This is a genomic window from Microbacterium sp. A93 (assembly GCF_051842835.1).
Map to the genome: position 1 here is coordinate 1 of NZ_JBPXMT010000004.1, position 19,585 is coordinate 19,585.

At 63.7% G+C, this 19,585-nt stretch carries 19 protein-coding genes; 2 read left to right on the forward strand and 17 right to left on the reverse strand.

The genetic code is table 11. The features are described 5' to 3' along the window. Positions 1 to 234 precede the first annotated feature (234 nt). The 14 genes from ACSU1G_RS10925 to ACSU1G_RS10990 all read right to left on the reverse strand — a co-directional run bounded on the left by ACSU1G_RS10925 (position 235) and on the right by ACSU1G_RS10990 (position 13,724). Positions 235 to 960, reverse strand: a complete 726-nt coding sequence (locus ACSU1G_RS10925; protein WP_439279973.1) for a DUF2786 domain-containing protein — start codon at positions 958 to 960, stop codon at positions 235 to 237. Positions 961 to 1,226: 266 nt separating this feature from the next. Beyond that, positions 1,227 to 1,376, reverse strand: a complete 150-nt coding sequence (locus ACSU1G_RS10930) for a hypothetical protein (protein ID WP_439279974.1) — start codon at positions 1,374 to 1,376, stop codon at positions 1,227 to 1,229. Beyond that, positions 1,373 to 3,703, reverse strand: a complete 2,331-nt coding sequence (purL, locus tag ACSU1G_RS10935) for a phosphoribosylformylglycinamidine synthase subunit PurL (protein ID WP_439279975.1) — start codon at positions 3,701 to 3,703, stop codon at positions 1,373 to 1,375. The genes ACSU1G_RS10930 and purL overlap by 4 nt, the downstream gene beginning before the upstream one ends. Before the next feature lie 81 nt (positions 3,704 to 3,784). Beyond that, positions 3,785 to 4,606 carry a 3-keto-5-aminohexanoate cleavage protein gene (locus ACSU1G_RS10940; RefSeq protein WP_439279976.1) on the reverse strand — a complete coding sequence of 274 codons (822 nt, stop codon included), beginning with the start codon at positions 4,604 to 4,606 and terminating at the stop codon, positions 3,785 to 3,787. Next, positions 4,606 to 5,019 (reverse strand): hotdog domain-containing protein, encoded by a 414-nt coding sequence (locus ACSU1G_RS10945; protein WP_439279977.1) that lies wholly within the window; start codon positions 5,017 to 5,019, stop codon positions 4,606 to 4,608. Before ACSU1G_RS10945 ends, ACSU1G_RS10940 begins: the two co-directional genes overlap by 1 nt. Positions 5,020 to 5,032: 13 nt before the next feature. Next, positions 5,033 to 5,632: a TetR/AcrR family transcriptional regulator gene (locus ACSU1G_RS10950; protein ID WP_439279978.1), complete on the reverse strand. Its 600-nt coding sequence runs from the start codon at positions 5,630 to 5,632 to the stop codon at positions 5,033 to 5,035. Between the two features lie 68 nt (positions 5,633 to 5,700). Continuing rightward, positions 5,701 to 6,750, reverse strand: coding sequence for an ABC transporter substrate-binding protein (locus ACSU1G_RS10955; RefSeq protein WP_439279979.1), 1,050 nt, complete (start codon positions 6,748 to 6,750; stop codon positions 5,701 to 5,703). 14 nt (positions 6,751 to 6,764) lie between these two features. Further along, the gene (locus ACSU1G_RS10960) at positions 6,765 to 7,658 is read right to left on the reverse strand and encodes a 3-hydroxyacyl-CoA dehydrogenase NAD-binding domain-containing protein (protein ID WP_439279980.1); all 894 of its coding nucleotides are present in this window, start codon (positions 7,656 to 7,658) and stop codon (positions 6,765 to 6,767) included. Next, on the reverse strand, positions 7,639 to 8,700 hold the full coding sequence (locus ACSU1G_RS10965; RefSeq protein ID WP_439279981.1) for an ABC transporter ATP-binding protein: 1,062 nt from the start codon (positions 8,698 to 8,700) through the stop codon (positions 7,639 to 7,641). The genes ACSU1G_RS10960 and ACSU1G_RS10965 overlap by 20 nt, the downstream gene beginning before the upstream one ends. Continuing rightward, positions 8,693 to 9,481: an ABC transporter permease gene (locus ACSU1G_RS10970; RefSeq protein WP_439279982.1), complete on the reverse strand. Its 789-nt coding sequence runs from the start codon at positions 9,479 to 9,481 to the stop codon at positions 8,693 to 8,695. Before ACSU1G_RS10970 ends, ACSU1G_RS10965 begins: the two co-directional genes overlap by 8 nt. Continuing rightward, entirely contained in the window at positions 9,465 to 10,211 is a 747-nt protein-coding gene (locus tag ACSU1G_RS10975; RefSeq protein WP_439279983.1) for an ABC transporter permease, read from the reverse strand. The genes ACSU1G_RS10970 and ACSU1G_RS10975 overlap by 17 nt, the downstream gene beginning before the upstream one ends. A 95-nt stretch (positions 10,212 to 10,306) precedes the next feature. After that, entirely contained in the window at positions 10,307 to 11,599 is a 1,293-nt protein-coding gene (locus ACSU1G_RS10980) for a M20 family metallopeptidase (protein WP_439279984.1), read from the reverse strand. 109 nt (positions 11,600 to 11,708) lie between these two features. Further along, positions 11,709 to 13,091 (reverse strand): plasmid pRiA4b ORF-3 family protein, encoded by a 1,383-nt coding sequence (locus ACSU1G_RS10985; protein WP_439279985.1) that lies wholly within the window; start codon positions 13,089 to 13,091, stop codon positions 11,709 to 11,711. 42 nt (positions 13,092 to 13,133) lie between these two features. Beyond that, positions 13,134 to 13,724 (reverse strand): biotin transporter BioY, encoded by a 591-nt coding sequence (locus ACSU1G_RS10990; protein ID WP_439279986.1) that lies wholly within the window; start codon positions 13,722 to 13,724, stop codon positions 13,134 to 13,136. A 65-nt stretch (positions 13,725 to 13,789) separates the two neighbouring features. On the opposite strand from ACSU1G_RS10990, the gene ACSU1G_RS10995 reads away from it, so the two are divergent. Continuing rightward, entirely contained in the window at positions 13,790 to 14,398 is a 609-nt protein-coding gene (locus tag ACSU1G_RS10995) for a TetR/AcrR family transcriptional regulator (RefSeq protein WP_439279987.1), read from the forward strand. An 82-nt stretch (positions 14,399 to 14,480) separates the two neighbouring features. Here ACSU1G_RS10995 and ACSU1G_RS11000 read toward each other — a convergent pair whose 3' ends face one another. Together ACSU1G_RS11000 and ACSU1G_RS11005 are read right to left on the reverse strand one after the other, a co-directional pair. Next, positions 14,481 to 14,849: an antitoxin HicB gene (locus ACSU1G_RS11000; protein WP_439279988.1), complete on the reverse strand. Its 369-nt coding sequence runs from the start codon at positions 14,847 to 14,849 to the stop codon at positions 14,481 to 14,483. Positions 14,850 to 15,110: 261 nt separating this feature from the next. After that, positions 15,111 to 15,695 (reverse strand): large exoprotein, encoded by a 585-nt coding sequence (locus tag ACSU1G_RS11005; protein WP_439279989.1) that lies wholly within the window; start codon positions 15,693 to 15,695, stop codon positions 15,111 to 15,113. A gap of 173 nt (positions 15,696 to 15,868) precedes the next feature. On the opposite strand from ACSU1G_RS11005, the gene ACSU1G_RS11010 reads away from it, so the two are divergent. Next, complete coding sequence (locus ACSU1G_RS11010; RefSeq protein WP_439279990.1) at positions 15,869 to 16,354, forward strand: hypothetical protein; 486 nt, start codon at positions 15,869 to 15,871, stop codon at positions 16,352 to 16,354. On the opposite strand, the gene ACSU1G_RS11015 is transcribed toward ACSU1G_RS11010, so the two are convergent. Continuing rightward, the gene (locus tag ACSU1G_RS11015; RefSeq protein WP_439279991.1) at positions 16,338 to 19,568 is read right to left on the reverse strand and encodes a BTAD domain-containing putative transcriptional regulator; all 3,231 of its coding nucleotides are present in this window, start codon (positions 19,566 to 19,568) and stop codon (positions 16,338 to 16,340) included. The two genes, ACSU1G_RS11010 and ACSU1G_RS11015, sit on opposite strands and share 17 nt — an antisense overlap. Positions 19,569 to 19,585 lie beyond the last annotated feature (17 nt).

The following is a 19,585-nucleotide window of genomic DNA, read 5'->3' on the forward strand; positions in this document are numbered from 1 at the left end:
TTGGCATCCTCGACGGCTGCCTCCGACACCACACCCCATACGACGAGGAACTTGCCTGGGCGCACCAACACGCCCTCGCGGCTTGACAACTTGCACCCCTGGGATATCTAGGTGGATGCACTCACCTGCCTCCCTTGCGAGTGGGTGCGCGTGGCTCTGTTTCGCGCGAATTCCGAGCCACCATCGCCCACTCGCCGGAGGTGTGGGAGGCGTGAGCGCTGGGAGGGCTGTGCCTCAGCGCGGAAGGCCCCGGCCAGCAGTAAGGGACTTCCCGCCGGTATTCGCGTCACGACCCGACCTGTGCCCATGAGTGAAGGCAGAGAGATCGGCACCCTGACGTGCGCGCGCCCTGACGTGCGGGATGTCGTTGAAGAACGTGTCCACCTGGTCGCGACGAGAGGCAAGAACGACGTCGGTCCCGGTGCTCGACTCCTCGATGATCACACGCCGACTCTCGCGGAGGCGCTGTGACGCACCGATTCCGAATCCCCGGATGAACCCGCTGCGCGCCCGCCGCTTCTCGCTCTCCGAGTGTCGGCGGTACAGCTCCCGTTGACCCGCCCACCATGCCCTCATCGCGACCATCGCCTGCACCTGCAGGCTCGCGGTGAGAATCTTCGCCTGGTGCACATCGGACGTGAAACCGACGAAGTATAGAATCATTCCCCCGCCTGGATGCTCCGCCTGCATCGGGCGGATCGATCCGAGCGCGAACGCGACATTGCCGCCGAGTTCACGGATGTCTCGCGCGTACACACCCGTGAACAGCATCCGTTCCTGGATGATCTCCTCTCGCGTCTGCCCGATCTGCGCACGCCGTGCGTCGAGGCGGGCCTGTTCGATGCCGTACTTCACCATGAGCCGTTCTGCATGCTCGGTCAGAGCCTCGGCCTCTTCTGGAGTCGTACTCTCTGCCTTCGCCAGCAGCTTTGCGATCAGGTCTAACTTGGCTTCGCTCACTTTGTCCTCCTTCATATGCGATGCCTCGTATCCTGCACGGGGCCACCCGCATTGAGGCGCTCGAATACGCGTTCGGTGGATGATCGCGTGTGAGCGACGCCAGTGGAGAAAGAGTCCGCGCCCGCGCCCGGCGCGCCCGACCGCGCCCGCACCACCCGGCGAGCGGCCACTTGTGGCTCACTTTTCGCGAAAAACAGAGCCACGCGCGCCCACTCGCAAGCAGATAGCGAGGAGGGGGAGGAGGGGGAGGAAGGGGCGTGGGGGATCTAGCCGAATAGGAGAGTTAGGACCGTGGAGCCGCCGCCGATGAGGATGAGCGAGACGATCGTTACCCACGCGATGATGCGCATACGACGGTGGCGAGGCTCGCCGAGGCGGCCATAGTCGTCGTCGGTGCGCTGCTCGAGATCACTCATGCTGGCTCGGTGACAGTCGGGCCGAAGGCCGCCGGCAACGTCGCCCGCGACGTGGTGCGCAGTTCCTCTGCCGATACCGTGAACAGCCCAGTGACCTCAAGGTCAGACACCGTGTCGGTGACGCCGATACGCAGCACCGGGTAGCCCCGTCCTTCGCACAGGCCCTGGAACTTCACGTCGTCGTCACGCGGCACGGTCACGATGACGCGGCCGGTCGATTCCGAGAACAGAGCGGATGCCGCATCCACCCCGTCGCGGTCCATGATCTCGGTCAGCCAGACGCGTGCGCCGACGCCGAAACGCATGACGCCCTCGGCGAGTGCTTGTCCGAGGCCGCCCTCCGACAGATCGTGTGCCGAAGAGATCAGCCATTCGTCGCGCGCGGCGGCGATGAGACCAGCGAGGCGCTTCTCGCCGGCGAGGTCGACCTTCGGCGGCAGGCCACCCAGGTGCTGGTGCACTGTCTCGGCCCATGCCGAACCGGAAAGCTCAGTCGAGGTGGTGCCGAGCAGGTAGATGTTCTGCCCCTCGTCCTGCCACCCGGAAGGGATGCGACGGGAGACGTCGTCAATGATGCCGAGCACGCCGACCAGCGGGGTCGGGTGGATCGGAGTGTCACCGGTCTGGTTGTAGAAGGAGACGTTGCCTCCGGTGACCGGGGTGCCCAGTTCGAAGCATCCATCGGCCAGGCCGTCGACGGTCTGCCCGAACTGCCACATGACCTCGGGGTTCTCGGGGGATCCGAAGTTCAGGCAGTCGGTGATCGCGGTCGGGGTGGCGCCGGTGACAGCGACGTTGCGATACGCCTCGGCAAGGGCCAGCTGCGCGCCCGCGTACGGGTCAAGCTGGCAGTAGCGGCCGTTCGCGTCGACCGAGACCGCGAAACCGAGACCGGATTCCTCGTCGACGCGGATCATGCCGGCGTCGTCGGGGAAGGCCAGAGCCGTGTTGCCGAGCACGTAGTAGTCGTACTGGTTGGTGATCCAGCTGGTGTCAGCGAGGTTCGGGGAGCCGACCAGAGCGAGGAACTGCTCACGAAGAACCTCGGGCTCGGAAGAGCGGGGCAGCAGTTCAGCGGCATCCGCCTGCAGTGCGTCGATCCACGTCGGGTAGGCCACCGGACGGTCGTAGACGGGACCATCAACCGCGACGGTGGACGGGTCGACGTCAACAATGCGCTCGCCCTGCCAGTCGATGATGAGGCGGCCGTCGCCGGTGACCTCGCCGAGCACGGAGGTCTCGACATCCCACTTCTTCACGACTTCGAGGAAGGCGTCGAGCTTGGAGGGGGCGACGATCGCCATCATGCGCTCCTGCGACTCCGACATGAGGATCTCCTCAGCGGTGAGCGACGGGTCGCGCAGCAGCACGTTGTCGAGGGAGACCTTCATGCCGCTGTTGCCGTTGGCGGCGAGCTCGCTGGTGGCGCAGGAGATGCCGGCAGCACCGAGGTCCTGAATCGCCTCGACGAGCTCGGCCTTGTACAGCTCGAGGCAGCACTCGATGAGCACCTTCTCGGCGAAGGGGTCGCCGACCTGCACGGCGGGCCGCTTGGTGGGGCCGCCGTCGTCGAAAGAATCGGATGCCAGGATGCTGGCGCCGCCGATGCCGTCACCGCCGGTGCGAGCACCGAAGAGCACGACCTTGTTGCCGACGCCGGTGGCGTTCGCGAGCTTAAGGTCTTCGTGGCGGAGCACGCCGACCGCGAGCGCGTTGACGAGGGGGTTGGCCTGGTAGACGGAGTCGAATACCGTCTCGCCGCCGATGTTCGGCAGGCCAAGGCAGTTGCCGTAGAAGGAGATGCCGCTGGTCACGCCGTGCACGACGCGGGCAGTGTCAGGGTGGTCGATCGCGCCGAAGCGGAGAGCATCCATGACAGCGACCGGGCGCGCGCCCATCGAGATGATGTCGCGAACGATGCCGCCGACGCCGGTGGCCGCGCCCTGGAACGGTTCGATGAAGGAGGGGTGGTTGTGCGACTCTGCCTTGAAGGTGACGGCCCAGCCCTCGCCGACGTCGACGACGCCCGCGTTCTGGCCCATGCCGACCATCAGGCGTTCCTTCATCTCGTCGGAGACCTTCTCGCCGAAGCGCTTCAGGTAGTTCTTCGACGACTTGTAAGAGCAGTGCTCCGACCACATCACGGAGTACATCGCCAGCTCGCCCGACGTGGGGCGACGACCGAGGATCTCTTTGATCTGCGCGTACTCATCGGGCTTGAGGCCGAGGGCAGCGTACGGTTGTTCCTTCTCCGGAGTCGCCGCGGCGTTCTCTACGGAGTCGGGGACATGCTGACGAGCGGATGCTTCAGGGGTGGGGGTGGTCACGCGCACTCCAAGATCAGGGCCGGCGGGGCGTATCCAGTCTACCGGGGGATTAAGTGCGTGAATTGTTGGGCGTCCAGGCCATTACGGTCGGATACCGAGCATCGCACGTGCATCCGATACTGTCATTGGCGTCTGCCCAGCCGCACCGATCACACCGAGAGCGCGGTCAATTAGCTGTTGGTTGTCTTCGACGGGCACGTCACGCGCGAGTGAGAGTGTGTCTTCCATACCGATGCGCAGGTGCCCCCCAAGAGATGTAGCGGCGAGCATGATTGGCACAGATCGCAAACCGACGCCCGTTGCAGACCAGCTGCTCACGGCTGCCGGTAGGCGGGAGACTGCGTAAGCGAGGGTCATCGTGTCTGCTGGCATTCCGCCAGGAACTCCGAGCACGAAGTCGCAGTGAACTTTGCCACCGTACGGCAACCCGTGCCGCTCGAGGAGCTTGTGTAACGCGGCCACCTGGCCTAGGTCGAACAGTTCGTACTCTGGCACAATCTGTCGATCGCGAGCACCCTCGTGCAGAGCGACTATTAGCTCCCATGGATTGCGAAAGATCTCTTTGCCGAAGTTCACCGATCCCATCGAAAGCGAGCAAGAATCGGGGAGAGCATCTAGTGCCGCCAGCCGGTCTTCAAAAGCATCGGCTGTGCTTCCCCCAGTGGAGAGCTGAATGATGAGATTGGTTGAGGCGCGCAGCGCCTCAACCGCTTCGGTGAGAGCCTCGAGTTTCATTGTGGATCGGCCTAGCGTATCGCGCACATGTACGTGAATCATGCCCACACCGCTGAGCTCGGCTCTGCAGGCAACCTGAACCAACTCATCGACGGTGGTGGGGAGGCCGGTCGCAACTGATTTTTGAGTCTCTGCGCCAGTAGGAGCGAGCGTCAACAGCATCGTCATCAGTTGCTCTTTTCCGGTGCCACAACGGTGCCGATCGCAGTGGTGGCGAGGATCGGTTCGTCGAGCACGAGGGCGGTACCGTCAGTCGATCCCGTCCGTCGACGCGACTGTACCCAGACCTCGAACCCCATACGACGGCTGCGCGTGCCTGTCGAGAGCAGTGCGGCACGGCATTCCACGATGTCACCGACGAGGATTGGCTGCAGGAACGTCACTGCGTCGTATCCGGCGAACAGGCCTTCGTTGCCATCGTGCAGCACGCTCAATTCTGTCGCGGCATCGCCGAATAGCTCCATCGCATAAGCACCCGCCGTGATTCCGCCAGCGTAGTGGGCATGCGAATCAGGCACGTAGCGCCGCTGGATGACCAGCGGTCCGTTCTCGAGTGCCTCTTTGTTCAGTACCGCGGCCATTGGGGCCTTCCTCTCACGGTTGGTTGTTGTGGCCGGCGTCGCCGCGGGCCAAAGTGATGCCCATGCGTGCGTAAGATTCGACGAGCTCATCCACGGTTTGTGAGCCATCTGGGCGGTACCAGCGCGCTGGTCCTGTACACAGATCGAGCAACGCAAGTCGGGTGAGGGACGGCGCTGTGATGCGCATGGTGCCGTCTGCTTGTCCGTCTCTGAGGCAACGGCGCCAGAAGGCTTCGTAGCTGTCGCGTAATTCAACGATTTGTTCATGCATGTCTGTGGGCAGCGCCCACAATTCCTCGTCGGTCACCAGACACAGCTTGCGTTCGGTGATGTGCATCCTTACGTGCTGTCGGATGAGTCCATCGAGGCGCTCGAGCGGTGAAGGCGCTGAACGTTCGACCTGCTCAGCTCGGTCGCGTAGTTGCGTCAGGCAGCGCCGCTGAATCTCATAGAGCAGATGCTCCTTAGAGGCGACGTGGTGATAGATCGATGCGAGTGAGATACCGGAACCTGTGGCGATCTGACGGATGCCTGTTCCAGCGAACCCTTGGGTCGAGAAGAGATCGAGCGCTGTTGATTCGATTCGACTCATGGTCGACTCGGTGTCTGTCATGCTGTTGCGGTCCCTTCGACGTTGTGAAAGTGTCCCGGGAGAGTGCGATCCCCCGGGACACTTGGGGGTCATCCGTTGATGAACGCGTCCCAGCGTTCCTGCATCTCAGTCATGTTGTCCGCGAGCCACTGGTAGTCGCGGGTGATCCCGGTGCCATTATCTTGGCCGAGCGGGACGAACAGTTCAGCTGTTTCCTCAAAATCGGGCTGGGCATCAAGGTTGATGGGTCCGTACGCAACGGCAGTCGAGTATGACTCCTGCGCCGAAGCGGATACAGCTTCTGCGAGCAGCTCCATTGCCGCGTCCTTATTCGGCGTGCCCTTGGGAACGACGAGCACGTCGGCGAAGTAGATGGGCTGGTTCCATACAGGCGTGATCGTGGCGCCGTTGACAGCGGCGCCGTAAGCGCGCCCAGGCCAGGCAATCATCATGTCGACGTCGCCACCCTGCAGGAGCTCAGAGCTCTGGGCGCCGGTGTCCCAGAACACGATGTCGTCCTTGATGGTCGAGAGCTTGTCCAGCGCGCGATCGATGTCTAGCGGGTAGAGGTCTTCCGGTGCGACTCCGTCGGCGAGTAGCGCGATCTCCATTGCGGCGTTCTGCGTGATGTTCGCGGCCATGCTGCGCTTGCCGGGGAATTTCTTCACATCGAAGAAATCAGCCCATGACTGAGGGCCGTCTGCGCCATAGGTATCGGAGTTGTAGACGAGCAGGAACGCACTCTTCATCACCGGCACTGCGCATTCCCAGACGAGACCTTCGTCGAGCCGTGACGTGTCGACGATGTCCAGATCGATGGGTTCGAGCAGCGTGCCGCAATTCTGTACGGCGAACTCGGGAACTGAGAGCGACACGTCCCACGTCACTCGATTGGCCTTCACCATTTGCTCAAGCTTGGCGTAGTTAACAGGGGAGTCTTCGATGACATTCACCCCGGTGCGCGCGGTGAATGGCTCAAGGAACGCCACGCGCTGTGCATCCTGCGTGGCTCCCCCGTTCGCCACGTATGTGACGCTCTCTGCTGGGGGCTTTTCGCTCTCCGGGGACGCAGCTGCGCCGCATCCCGCAAGTGCGAGAGTCAGCACTGCGGCGATCGAGAAGCCGGCCGCTGAAGCCATCCGTGTTGTCTTCGTCAACTTTCCACCTCTTTCAGTTCGTGTTCTTCGAATCGTTGTTTCAGGTCTGCAAGTGCGTGTAACCAGCGGTCGCGCCGCGCGGCCAGAGGAGCGGTGCTGCCGTTGCCGTACGCGGCTTCGGATTGTGCGATGAGGTCTTCCCACTTCGCTGGTGTCATTTGCACGGGCGCCGCGGCCTCGTCAATAAGGGCCTCGATGGTTCCTTGGAACTTGTCGTAGTTGTCGCGAAAGCTTGCGCCATTGATGCCTTCGATCGCGAATGGGCCGAACTGCGCCCAGCGCATACCGAGCCCGTCGGTTACGACTGCATCAAGGTCACTTACGCTGATCACGCCGTCGTTCACCAGACGCAGGCATTCACGGAAGAGTGCGTATTGCAGACGGTTGAGTGCGAATCCTGAAACTTCGCGTTGCAGCACGACTGGTCGCTGGCCTACGCTCCACATCAGGTCGGTGGCGATGCGCGTTGCCTGTTCGCTTGTCGCTGGCCCCGGCACAATCTCGACGACAGGAAGCAGATGGGGCGGGTTGGCGGGGTGGGCGACGAGGAAACGTTCGGGGTGGGATGCTGCGCCGACGATGTTTGATATTGGGATTGCCGAGGAGCTAGACCCGATGATCACGCTTGCGGGTAGCGCAGCGTCGATCTGACGCACCATGTCGCGCTTGAGGTCAACGCTTTCCGGCAGAGATTCCTGCACGTAGACGCACTCGGCGAGTTCGTTGAGACTTGACATGAGGGTGATGCCATCGCCGGCATCCGTGGCGAAGGGGTCGTAAGCGATCACACTGTGCCCAGCTCGGGTGAAAACTCGAGCCCAGGACCGCCCAATGGTGCCCAGCCCTATGACTCCGATGAGTTGCGGCATGTCAGTTGTTCTCATCGGCATAGGCGATGGCGGAGCCTTCCGACCAAGTTAGGCAGAGGCGTGTGCCAGCGAGAGGTACGGGCGCAGCAACGTCGATGACGAAGCGCACTTCTCCCCCTGGTGTATCTGCGGTGACGACGACCTGTGCGCCGCTGTACCGATGGCGTATGGCAACAGCGTCGAGACCGCCAGCATCGATGCTGGCGGATACCTGGTGGGGGCGCACCATCACACTCACAGACTGGTCAACGGCAATGTTTCCTGTGAGAATGACCGGCATCTTTGCGCCGCCAATCTCAGCCATCCCGCCGCCGAGATAGCGGCCGGAGAGCACGCTTGACTCGCCGAGGAACTGAGCGACGAAAAGGGTCTCTGGTCGGCTGAAGAGAGCCTCGGGCGTGCCAACCTGCTGGAGTGAGCCACCATCGAAAACGGCGATTCGATCAGAGAGTGCGAGGGCCTCTTCTTGGTCGTGTGTAACGAAGATCACCGTCTTGCGGATTACCTTGTGCAGACGAGCGATCTCCTCCTGCATTCGACCCCGAAGCGACTTGTCTAGGGCGCCAAGTGGCTCATCCATGAGCAGTACAGCAGGGTCGAAGATGAATGAGCGCGCCAGGGCAACTCTCTGCCGCTGACCGCCGGAAAGCTGCGCGGGGTGACGATCGGCCAGGGGAGTGAGGTCGACGGCATCCAGAGCGTCTGAGACGAGACGTGCTCGTTCTGCACGCGCGATTCGGCGCTGCCGCAGGGGGAATTCCAAGTTCTTCGCCACGGTCATATGCGGGAACAGGGCGTAGTCCTGGAACACGATGCCGAGGTTGCGGCGGTGGGGGGCAACGCGGCTGATGTCGCGGCCATCTACGCGCACAACACCGTCGGTGAGGTCTTGGAAACCCGCGATCAGGTTGAGGGTTGTCGTCTTCCCTGAGCCACTAGGACCGAGGAAGCTGACGAACTCCCCGGGTTGGATTTGCAGGGTGACGTCGCGGACTGCGTAGTCCTTCTGGTTGCGGTAGCGCTTGGACACCCCGCTCAGCTCGACGGCCAGTTGGTCATTCATAGGGTGTCTGTACCTTCCCCGTTCTGAACGCGGTGGCGATCAGTGCGGTCGTGAGAACGAGGACGACAGTGGATGCCGCCGCGATGGTCGGGTCGGCCTCTGTGGTCACGCTCGAGTACATCTGTACAGGGAGCGTCCGGAAGGAGGGCGACTGGATAAAGAGACTGACGACGACCTCATCGAAAGAGGTGACGAAGGCGAACAGTGCGCCGCCGATTACACCGCCACGGATCTGCGGAAGAGTGACAGACATGAAGGTGGCGACGGGGCCAGCGCCGAGGCTCTGGCTTGCCAGTTCCTGATTGGGGCCGACATCTTGCAAGGCGGATGTCACGGTCACCATGGCGATCGGCAGGGCAAGCGCTGTGTGCGCAAGAATAAACCCGCCGAAAGTGCCGTCGATACCGGCAGACAGGAACGACTGGTAGATCGCCACGGCCGCGACGATGCCGGGCACAACGAGCGGCACCATGAGGACCACGCGGACGGAACTCGCGATTTTGCCGGACAACCGACTGATTCCGAGGGCAGCGAGCGTGCCGAGCACGGTCGTGCAGATGGCAACGACGATCGCGAGCATGAGAGAGAGTCCGATGCTCTGCACCCACACAGGCTCAGTAAACAGACGTTCGTAGTAGTTCAATGACCACCCGGAGGGTGGAAACTGGAAGCTGTCGCGGTCGGTGAAGCTGAGTGGAATTACGACGAGGGCTGGCCCGATGAGGATGATCGCGGTCAGGGTGCCGATGATGCGGATGAACGGGCTAGTTGCTGTGCGCATCGGCGGGCCTTCCCATAACGATGCGGCCCAGCGCCCACGACAGGAGCGATACCGCGAGGAGTGCGATGATGAGCATCACGGACAGTGCTCCGGCGGCAGGCAGGTCGAGCAGTACCTGAACCTTGCGTGCGATGAGCTGAGCGAGCATCGATTGCTGGGGTGACCCGAGCAGGGCCGGGGCTACGTAGAAGCCGAGGCTGAGTACAAATACAAGCAGCAGGCCAGCCATCACGCCGTTACCTGTCTGAGGGAAGAAGACCATCCAAAAAGCCTTGGTGCGGGAAGCCCCGAGGCTCCGTGCGGCGGTCAACTGGTTATCGGGTACTGCTTTCATGCTGTTGTACAAAGGCAGCACCATGAACGGCAGCATCACCTGCACCATCGCTATGGTGACGCCCATCGGTGTACCGAGCAGGGACGGCAGGTCGATACCGAACAGGCGAAAGACCATGTGGATGGGACCGTCGCGGAGGATCACGAACCAGGCGAACGTTCGCGCCATGACGCTTAGCCAGAACGGCAACAACACCATGAGCAGGAGGAGCTTTTTGGTGGTGGCATTACCTGTCAGCATCCAGTAGGCGTATGGGTAGCCGAGTAGCAAGGTGAACGCGGCGGCCAAGGCGGACATCAGCAGAGTGCGCAGGATGACGGGGACTGTGACGCCGTCTCCGAGGAGGACGAGATACCGCTCGAAGCCGAGAGGCAGGGCAATGCTCTCGGCGATCATGATCGCGCCAGGTACAAGCATGACGCCCACGACGAGCGCAATCGCTGGAACGGTAAGTATGACGGGCGTGAGAGCCCGAGACCAGGTGCGAGCGCTCACGTGGGAGATCCGGATGATCGCTCTCCGAGGTTGATGAGGCCGTATGCGATGGCGTGGGCGGCATCCACGACCTGATTCACTTCGACCGACTCGTTGGGCTGGTGAGCTTCGCGGATATCGCCGGGGCCGAACACGATCGTCGGAACGCCGCGGCCAGCATAGTGGCTGCCATCATTTCCGAAGGTGACGGCCGTCGGCGACGGATTGAGATTTGCGCTACTTGCGCCAGCGCTGAGTGCGGCGACGAGGGGATGCGTGATGGGAGTCTCCCAAGATGGGAAACCTTCATGCATCATGGTCACTTGAGGTGGGTGGGCAGCGAGCCAGTCGTCGGCCTCGACGACAGAATCGACAGCTTGACGGAAGGCAGCGAGGCATTCCTGAATCGTTTCGCCAGGGAGGACTCCGATTCGGGCTTCGAGGAAACCGGCATCGGGTACCGTCGCGCTCCACACGCCGGACTTCAAGACGCTGACGAGCCCAGGCAGTGGGTCGCGCAGTTCGTGAAACAGCGGATGGTCGACGCTGGCGCGGCGTCGGTCGAAGAACTCGATGAGGTGGGCGCGGATGAGGATCAGTTTGTCGAGCGCGCTGACGCCTTCGTGAGGGACTGAGGTGTGAGCGGCTCGGCCCTCGACTTCCACCCGGATCATGAGGCATCCGCCGCATGCTGCTGCAACCCGTGCGGCGGTGGGCTCCAGATTCACGACCGCGAATACCGGCTCGTCAGCGGCGATGCGAGTGAGGGTGCCGAGACCGCCGCTCTCCTCACCGATCACGATTTCTGCTCTTACATCGAAGGGGAGGGCAGTACCGGATTCTTGAAGGATGCGGAGGGCGCCGAGGGCAGAGGCGACCCCGCCCTTCATGTCTGTGGTGCCACGACCGTACATCCGGCCGTCGATGATCTGTGATGCGAATGGGTTGGTGCGCCATTCCGGCTCATTGGCCGCGACAACATCGATGTGTCCGTTAAGTATCACGGGTGCGTTGGCGATGGGCGCGCCAGCGGGGAATGTGATGATGACGTTCGCGCGTGCGTCGATGCGCTGCTCGTGGTGCAGGGCTGGCATCGCGGCGAGCAACTCTGGCGTGCAGTGCTCGAGGCGTACATCAAGGTCATGACGCCTCGCCCAGTCGACGAGCAACTCTTGTGCGACATCCTCGTGCCCCGTGACGCTTGGTGCGTCGATCAGTTGACCAAGCAGCGTAATGATCTCGTCAGTGAACGGGCGCTGGATGGAGGAAGCATCTGCTGACGTTCCCGATCGATCGATCGATTGGCTCATATCGTGATGTTGGCACAGAGAGGTGCGGTGTGTCAATCAATCTTGTGCGCACTCGAGGACGCTCAGGGTGCGTGGGGAATGAGTGCGTGGGGTTCTGCGGCTGCCGTCCCTACCGCAGCGCCTCCCGGGCGAACATTGCCACGAGTGGATCCTGCTCGCCTCGGTAACGGCCGCGCATGGACAGCTCGCCGAGCTGATCGAGCACTTGTTGCGCGCGGAATGTCGCGTGGCCGATGTCCTGCTGTGTGAACCGCCAGCCCGTCGACGACTGCCAGCCGCACACCTCGAGCCCGAATGCGACCGAGCGCCAGCGCTCTTCGGCAGGTGTGCCGTCTGCGATTGACAGCAGGAGCAGCACCGCGGCATCTGTCTCGGCGTCGCTGAGTTTGCGGTACAGGCCGCGGGCGATCAAGCGCAACTGTGCGTGCGGGTCGCCCAATGCCTTCTTCGCCGCAGTGCTCAGCAGTAGTCGTCCCTTCTGTACGCGCACGAGTCCGATGCGCTGGGCGGTTTCGCGCAGGTTAGCCATCGGCGGGGTGAGATCTTCACGGTTGCCTTTGCCGATCCATTCGTCGAGCCAGCCGAGTTTGGTCATGCCGTCCAGGACGGTGGCCGGCGGCATCCATCCGGCGGATGTCAGATCGAGGCCGCCGGCACCGACGGCCTTCATCAGCCATGCGAACGGACGGATGATGCGCGCCGCAGTCTCGGGATCGATTTCGTTGGGTTCGAGCACGCCGGTGCGATGAAGATGCTGACGCAGCTCAGAGCGGATCGGCGGCGACAGCACGGATGCGAACTCGGCGATCGGAGACGCTTCGTGCACGTCGCCGGGGCGGCGATGCGCTTCGATCTTCACCAGTCCAGACATGTCGTACGGCTGCATGCCGGATTCGCCCGGGTTGAACAGCAGGTTCAGCTCTGTCTGCACTCCGATGAGGTCGAAGGCCCCCGGTCCGCGAGGTGCCCACGGCCCGACGGTCGTGTCGATCCAGTCGGTGATGGATGCATGTTCTGGATGCTGCGGATCAGCCGCGATCGCGAGTTTCTCGGCGTAGCCGTGTAACCCTCCGGAATCTTCGAATGGTCCGCGGTTCGCGCCGTCAACGAGGGCGACCGCAGTCAGGACAGAGTCGGAAGGGAGCTGTTCGATGATGTCGAGCCGGTGTATCCAGCCGTCGCCGAAGTCGTACTCGTACCAGAGCGGGCCACCGGCCTGCAGGGCATCGCCGGCAGTGAAGTCTTCCTCGGAGAGGGTGCCTTCATTGTTGACTTCGAAGTCGGGGGATTCCCAGCGCCGCGTCTGCTCGGGCAGCTGACGTCCAAACGGGTCGGCGTCCATGAACGCGTGCAGGTGCGATTCGCGCCAGCCCATGATCGTCTGCAGCGCGAGGTGCAGCATCCGCAGTTTGGTGGTTCCTTCGATGTCGAACGTGCGCCAGATCTCGGGGTCGCTGCCGACGAGTGTCACGCGCAGGCGGTATCGGGTCATGTGTCGAGCGTAGAGGCGGGGTCAGACGTTGATGCCCGACGCTCAGTCGCGCCCGCACGAGCGGTCGACGATGCGCCAGGTGAGCGGCAGCAATCCGGCCATCGCAGCGATTTTGATGGCGTCTCCGATGAGGAACGGCAGAACACCGAGCGTGATGGCGGTGATGAGGTCGACGCCGAGGAACGCCGCGAGCCACGGGACCCCGAAGGCGTAGATCGTGAGCGACCCGAGGGATGCCAGGCCGATAGTCGACCACACGGTGCGGTCGGATCGGCGGCGGGCGAGCGTGCCGACAATGAGCGCGGCGACGACGTAACCGACGATGTAACCGAACGATGAGAACGCCCAGCCGGATGCTCCGTGCGCGAACAGCGGGACGCCGATGAGGCCGAGGGTGAGGTAGAGACCTGCACTCATGGCGCCGCGCAGCGGGCCGAGCGTGGCGCCGGTGAAGAGCACAGCGAACGTCGCCAGCGAGATCGGTACGGGTGTGAACGGCAGCGGGATCACGATGTATCCCGCGACGGTGATGAGGGCGGTGCCGCCGAGCGTCAGGGCGACGTCTCGCGCGCGAGTGCCGGGGATGAGGTCGGCCAAGACCGGGAAGTGGGTGCGGGTTGCGGATACGGACATGGTTCCTCCTGGGCGCTGCTCACCTGAACACTGTTCTGTAGAACAATGTTCAGTACGATAGCAGGATGAACGCACTTCAGGCGGGCGACGCAGGAATTCGCAACGGCAAGCATGATGTCGTCTCGGCTGCGATGCGTGTCCTGGCAGAGCAGGGCCTGCCCGGGCTCTCGATGCGCCGCATCGCCGAAGAAATTCAGGTGCAGGTCAGTGCGTTGTACTGGCACTTTCCGAACAAGCAGGCGCTGTTGGCGGCCGTAAGCGAGCAGATAGTCAGCGCACAAGCGGGTGTAGACGACGCGGATGCTTCCGCTGATCTCGCCGAGATCGCAACCGCCCTGCACGAGCGGCTGCTCGCCCACCGGGACGGCGCCGAGATCGTCTCGAGCTCATTGGCGCTGGGGTTGCTTGAGCTGCCGAGCCGCACCCATCTCGTGTCGGCGGCACGCGGGCTGGGCATCGACGAGGCGTCGGCGGAGGTCGCCGCTGACACGCTGGTGCATTTCGTGATCGGCTACACGTTTCACGAACAGCAGCGCATGCACGCCGCAGTAGTGGGGGCCGCGGATGCCTCGGTCGATCTCGCGCCGGCGCAGGTGGACGAGCGGCTCGACGCATTCGACGCAGGGCTTCGCATCGTCGTCGCTGGCGTGCGCGCGACAACTGCCGCCAGGTAGCTGCGCCCGGTAGCCGCCCGGTGCCACCTCGCCGGGCGATAGCACCGGCTCGGGCACGCCGCACGGGTGCACGGTGCGGAGCTTATGCGTTCGCGAGTTGTGAGATGCGGCCGCGTGAGACGCCGAGCACTGCTGCGGCATCTGTAACCGACAGCCCCGCAGCGCGGAGGTGGCGAACAACCTCGCGCGCTTGCCTGGCGGCCGCGATGGATGCTTCGGAAGCCGCTTCGGTGGCTGCGCGTGCCGCGGCCACTTCCTCGCCCAGTGTGCCCAGTTCTGGAGTCACAGTGATCGTCCAAGAAGAATGGTCGATGTCGGGCTGGACTGTGTCGAGGTAGTCGCGCACCTGCTCGGATGCGCGGTCGAGTGTGGATACTTGCGTGATGGGTTCATCCCCGTGGTGGAGCTCCCACCCGCCTTCCCAGCGGTGCGCGGTGACGGTGATGTTCATTTCTCCTCCTTTGACCGCTCGATCGACTGCAGTGCTTTGCGGACCAGGCCTGGTGAGTGGATGTATCCCGCTTCGATGAGCATTTCGGCGAGCTCGCAGTACTTCATCGCTCTGACCACAGTCAGAAGTTATCCCGCTAAAACCACAACCTATACCCCTCTCGAGGGCGAGGCGACAGTGACCAAGGATGGCTCGTGCGGGGCGATCATCGTGATGGGATCTGCTCCATCCATCTTGTGCCGCGCATGGGCGCCGAGCCGATCAGGACTCCGCGCCGGCCGGCTGCTCCGGCATCCCGGGCGCCCCAGCACTCCCAGCAACACCTCCAGCATTCCCAGCAAAACCACCGCTACCGACCGTCGACTGCGCAGGAACCCCGTCCCACACGGTGCGATCGCCCAGGAACGCATTGCCCGCCCACTGGGCTGGTGCCACATTCGTGTTCCACGTCTGCTTGCCGTACGCCACGACGCCCAACCAGGCGGGCGGGATCAGCCAGAGAGCGACGAAGGCGGGCTCCTTGCCCAGTTTCATCCCGATCCGGTATGCGGCTACCCCCGAGCCGGCGAAGAGGGCGAGAGAGAACAGGAAGCCGATGCCGATCCAGCTGAGCAGCACCGCGCCGCCGAAACAGTAGAGCACGAGCCAGGGGCTGAGGTCGCCCAGCTTGAAGAACACCATCAAGTTGTAGACGGGTGCCCAGGCACGCCAGGTGCCTTGCACGCCCGCTTTGGCGAAGACTTTCGATAGGAAGAACGCCGTGACGACGTACACGAGTACGCCGACGACGATCATGCCGACGATCGCTGCCATGTAGGCGGCCAGCAAGCCAGAGTAGATGTCCATCTTTTCCCCTTAGTAGATGTCCGATGTGCGGCCATGCAATCAGTCACCGCTCACAGACCGCTCACGCGCACGCGAAACGCGCACATGAACCGCGCCCGGGGATTGTGAGCGATCTGTGAGGGCGCGGTGCTGGACTGTGCGGAGAGGTTTCACGCAGCTCAAAGGGGAAGATCATGACGCGCACGCCGATTCGTTTTGCTGGGGGCACGCTCGTTGTCGTCGTCGCAGTGATGTTGACGGGCTGCTTCGCCAACCCACTCGACACCTTGGTGGAGAAGGTGACCGAGCAGACAGCGAAGGACTCCGCAGAAGGGATTGTCGAGGCGATCACCGGTGGCGAGGCCGGCATCGAATTCGGTGGGCTTCCGGACGACTTCCCCGAGGAAGTCCCCCTCGTCTCCGAGAATGTGCTTCAGAGCGTGACTGTGGCCGAGGGGATGATGGTGATCGTCACCGATCCGCGCAGCATGGACGAGCTCGCCGCGCAGGTGCAAGAGGACTTTGCAGGTTGGGAAGAGGTGGTGCGAAGCGACATGGGTGACATGGTCAGTGCCATGTATAAGAAGGATGAATCGCTCAGCGTCACCGTTCTCGTCATGAAGGCCTCGGAGGGAGAGGAAACGACGGTGGGTTACACCGTCATCACTTCGAACGAGTAGCCCCGTCGGGGGCGGTCGACCACAGTGCCATTGTCGGCACGGTGGCGATCAGCCGATCGGCCGCGTCACTCTGATGCGCGCCGGGCCGGTCGACGGCAGTGCCGTCACCAGCTCGCGCGAGCATGAGCCAGGTATCCGCTGCGGTCGAGAGCATTCCCAGTGTTTCCGCGTTGCGTGCGATCTCATCGAGTTCGATGAGGTCACCGGATGCTGTCGCCTCGGCATGCCGCAGGAAGAACTCCAACAGGCCCCCGCCCGCAACAGTCTTGGACTCCTCGAGTACCACGATCGCCTCGGCAATGCGCTGAGCCGCACCGGCACCCGCGTCCGCGCCGGCATCCGCACCGGCACCGGCACCGCTCACGCGAACGGCGCAGTGTGCCAGCATCCCTGCTAAGTAGCTGTGCTGCGCCGTCAGCAGCCAACGCGCGCAATCGACGAGCCGACGCGCGGCATCTGTGGTGCGTCCTTCGGATTTCTCCCGCCAGGCCTCAGCCCACGCGCGGAGCATGACGACCTTGGGGTCGTTGTCGGCGGCCGGGGGGATGGCGTCGAATCTCTCCCGGGCCTCCTCCATGCGGCCGGTGGCGTAGCCGATGGCGCCGGTGAGTGCGATGGCGGCCGGGAGTAATCCGGCGGTGTCGCGCCATTCCAGGTGGGTCATCGCCGCTGTCGCGACGGCATACGCGTGCTCCACGTCACCGGAGAGCAATTCGGAGAACGCCAGCGCGTACTCCCACGCTCCCAGCGATTCGGGCGCGTGCACCTCTGCGGCGGTGATCGACTGCCGCAGTCGTCGCCTGGCTTCCTTAATATCGCCAGTGTTGGACAGCGCCATCGTCGCGGTGAGCTCGATGAGGGATGCTCCGCCAGGAACGAGCTCGATGATCTCCGCAGGCAGCTCGTTCAACCGAATGAGTGCGCGCACGGCATCCTCGAGGGGGCCGGTGATGACGCCGGACATCCCCGCGGTGATCAGCCCGAGGGCCGCCACGGCGTCGGTGGTGTCGCCAGGGGCATCCGCCATTTCGCGTGTCTGCCCGGCGATGACTGACCATCGCATCGCGTCTCGCCGGAGGTGACGGATGTCGCTCGGATCCTCGACCGTGCGCAGTGTCTCGGTGATGATGGCCAGCGCCGCCGGGGCGTCATGGTGACGCAGCCCGACGTGCTGGGCATGGGCGAGGGCTGCCGCCGTGTGTTCGGCGGCCGTCTTCGACATGCGCGTCGCGGTCTCAAAATGTGTTGCGGCCTCGTCTGGCTGGCCGAGTCCGGATGCCGCGACACCGGCGATGCGGTGGGCGGAAGAGTTGTCGGGTTCGAGGTCGAGGACCGCGGTGGCCGCGCGGCGTGCGAGTCGCTCGTCGAAGGCGCCGAGCGCGTGCTCCGCGAGAGCAAGGGTGGCATCCACGTCGACGCGTTCGCCGAGGTCGAGTGCCAGGATCTGGGCGCGACGTCGTGCGGCAGGGAATGCGGCTGTCTTGTCGCTGCGAAGCACGTTCAGCACTTCTCGTGTGAGGTCCAGCCACAGCGCTTCGGAACATCGGTCTTGAAGGAACTCGCGGTCCAGCGGGTGCGACAGCCGCAGCCAGTCTGGTGCGGCGTATTCCACGACGCCGGTGCGTGCCAGCATCCGTCGGTCTGCCGGGGTGAGCGCGAAGATCGGATACTCGCCAGCGATGGCGATCTTCGCCGCGGCCTCGAGGCCGGCGTCGTCCAGGCCGCTGAATCGTTCTCCGACCAACTGGGTGAGTCGCTTCGTCGATGCGGGATTCGCGTGCAGTTCCCAGCCGTGTTCGGTGCGCACGAGGCGACCTTCCTCCACTGACGCGGTGAGAATCTCGCGCAGATGCAGCGGGACTCCCCTCGCCATGTCGAAGATTCGCGGACGCGACTCGGGGGTGAGGGAACCGCCGATCGTGTGCAGGACAAGTTGGTCGGCGTCGGACGCCGTCAGCGGGTTGACCGCGATCTCGATGACATCTCCGCTGTCGTACAGGGCGCGGATCTCGTCGGGGGCCCCGGCGAGGTCTCTGGTGGTGAGGATCGTGGGCATGCGTGAGTTGCGGATGAGCCGGCTCACGACGAAGAGGGATGCTTCGTCCAGTTGATCTACGTTGTCCACGAGCAGCACGGTCGTTGACCGATGGCGGGTGAAATGATCGACGAGTGCGGCCGGTGACGTCCACTTCTCGGGGAGAGTGCCGGTGAAGATGCCGAGCGGAAGCGTGTTGCTGAGCGGGCTTGCCGTCAGCAGCGACACGGTGTATCGCTGCGCCTCGAATTGTGCGCGGATGGCGCGAAGGAGGTGTGTCTTTCCGATGCCGGCCGGACCGGTCAGGAGCAGCGTGCGCTGATCCTGAAGCAGGGCTGCCAAAGTGTCGGGCTGATTCGAGGTCAGGCTGCGGGCCGTTTCCTCCCGCACGGGGGCATCCGCTGCCCCGAGGATGGGCGCGGCGGACGGAAGACGAAGGAGTGACTCCGGCGCCTGCTCCTGAAGAATCGCCATGTGCAGTCGGCCGAGTTCGCTGCTCGGTTCCATCCCCAGCTGCTCGGCGAAAATCGTGCGTGCTCGTGAGAAGGCGTCGAGAGCTTCCTTCATGCGACCGTCGAAATACAGCGCGGTCATCAACTGGCTCCAGTGCCGTTCGGTGAACGGATCCTCTTCGACGAGGGAGTGAAGTTCAGAGATGACGGCGGCGCTTCGCCCGAGAGCGAGGTCGAGATCTATCCGGTCTGACAGGGCGGTGTTCCAGAGCTTGTCCAACCGCGCCGACTCTGCACGCAGAGCAGTGATGTCGAGGAGGCCGGCGAACGCCGGACCCTCCCAGAGGTTGAGTGCGTTGCTGAGATGCTCGGTCGCCTGGACGAGTTCGCCGTCGGAGAGGGCAGCGCCGCCTTGCTGGCAGAGATGCTCGAAGTGCGCGGCATCCGTCTGAACGGCGGCCGGATCGATCCGGTAACCGCCGTCGATCAGCTCGATTTTGATCGGCACCGCCGACCGCAGTCGGGAGACTCGTGCCTGCAGTGCGTGGACGGGGTTTCGGGGAGGAGCGTCGTCCCACAGCTCATCGATCAGTCGCTCTACAGAGATGGCCCGACCGCGAGAGACGACGAGACGCGCGAGGAGTCCGCGTTGCTTGGGGCCCCCGAGCGGATGCTCCAGCCCTCTGGTGCTGGCTTTTACGGCGCCGAGAACGGAGACATCCAGCATGATGCCACGCCCCTTCC

Excerpts from the sequence above, each read along its gene's own strand:
- ACSU1G_RS10930 (WP_439279974.1), bottom strand. The coding sequence starts at position 1,376 with ATGAGTGATCTCGAGCAGCGCACCGACGACGACTATGGCCGCCTCGGC.
- ACSU1G_RS10940 (WP_439279976.1), bottom strand. The coding sequence starts at position 4,606 with ATGACGATGCTGTTGACGCTCGCTCCTACTGGCGCAGAGACTCAAAAA.
- ACSU1G_RS10945 (WP_439279977.1), bottom strand. The coding sequence starts at position 5,019 with ATGGCCGCGGTACTGAACAAAGAGGCACTCGAGAACGGACCGCTGGTC.
- ACSU1G_RS10950 (WP_439279978.1), bottom strand. The coding sequence starts at position 5,632 with ATGACAGACACCGAGTCGACCATGAGTCGAATCGAATCAACAGCGCTC.
- ACSU1G_RS10955 (WP_439279979.1), bottom strand. The coding sequence starts at position 6,750 with ATGGCTTCAGCGGCCGGCTTCTCGATCGCCGCAGTGCTGACTCTCGCA.
- ACSU1G_RS10960 (WP_439279980.1), bottom strand. The coding sequence starts at position 7,658 with ATGCCGATGAGAACAACTGACATGCCGCAACTCATCGGAGTCATAGGG.
- ACSU1G_RS10965 (WP_439279981.1), bottom strand. The coding sequence starts at position 8,700 with ATGAATGACCAACTGGCCGTCGAGCTGAGCGGGGTGTCCAAGCGCTAC.
- ACSU1G_RS10970 (WP_439279982.1), bottom strand. The coding sequence starts at position 9,481 with ATGCGCACAGCAACTAGCCCGTTCATCCGCATCATCGGCACCCTGACC.
- ACSU1G_RS10975 (WP_439279983.1), bottom strand. The coding sequence starts at position 10,211 with ATGATCGCCGAGAGCATTGCCCTGCCTCTCGGCTTCGAGCGGTATCTC.
- ACSU1G_RS10980 (WP_439279984.1), bottom strand. The coding sequence starts at position 11,599 with ATGAGCCAATCGATCGATCGATCGGGAACGTCAGCAGATGCTTCCTCC.
- ACSU1G_RS10985 (WP_439279985.1), bottom strand. The coding sequence starts at position 13,091 with ATGACCCGATACCGCCTGCGCGTGACACTCGTCGGCAGCGACCCCGAG.
- ACSU1G_RS10990 (WP_439279986.1), bottom strand. The coding sequence starts at position 13,724 with ATGTCCGTATCCGCAACCCGCACCCACTTCCCGGTCTTGGCCGACCTC.
- ACSU1G_RS10995 (WP_439279987.1), top strand. The coding sequence starts at position 13,790 with ATGAACGCACTTCAGGCGGGCGACGCAGGAATTCGCAACGGCAAGCAT.
- ACSU1G_RS11000 (WP_439279988.1), bottom strand. The coding sequence starts at position 14,849 with ATGAACATCACCGTCACCGCGCACCGCTGGGAAGGCGGGTGGGAGCTC.
- ACSU1G_RS11005 (WP_439279989.1), bottom strand. The coding sequence starts at position 15,695 with ATGGACATCTACTCTGGCTTGCTGGCCGCCTACATGGCAGCGATCGTC.
- ACSU1G_RS11010 (WP_439279990.1), top strand. The coding sequence starts at position 15,869 with ATGACGCGCACGCCGATTCGTTTTGCTGGGGGCACGCTCGTTGTCGTC.
- ACSU1G_RS11015 (WP_439279991.1), bottom strand. The coding sequence starts at position 19,568 with ATGCTGGATGTCTCCGTTCTCGGCGCCGTAAAAGCCAGCACCAGAGGG.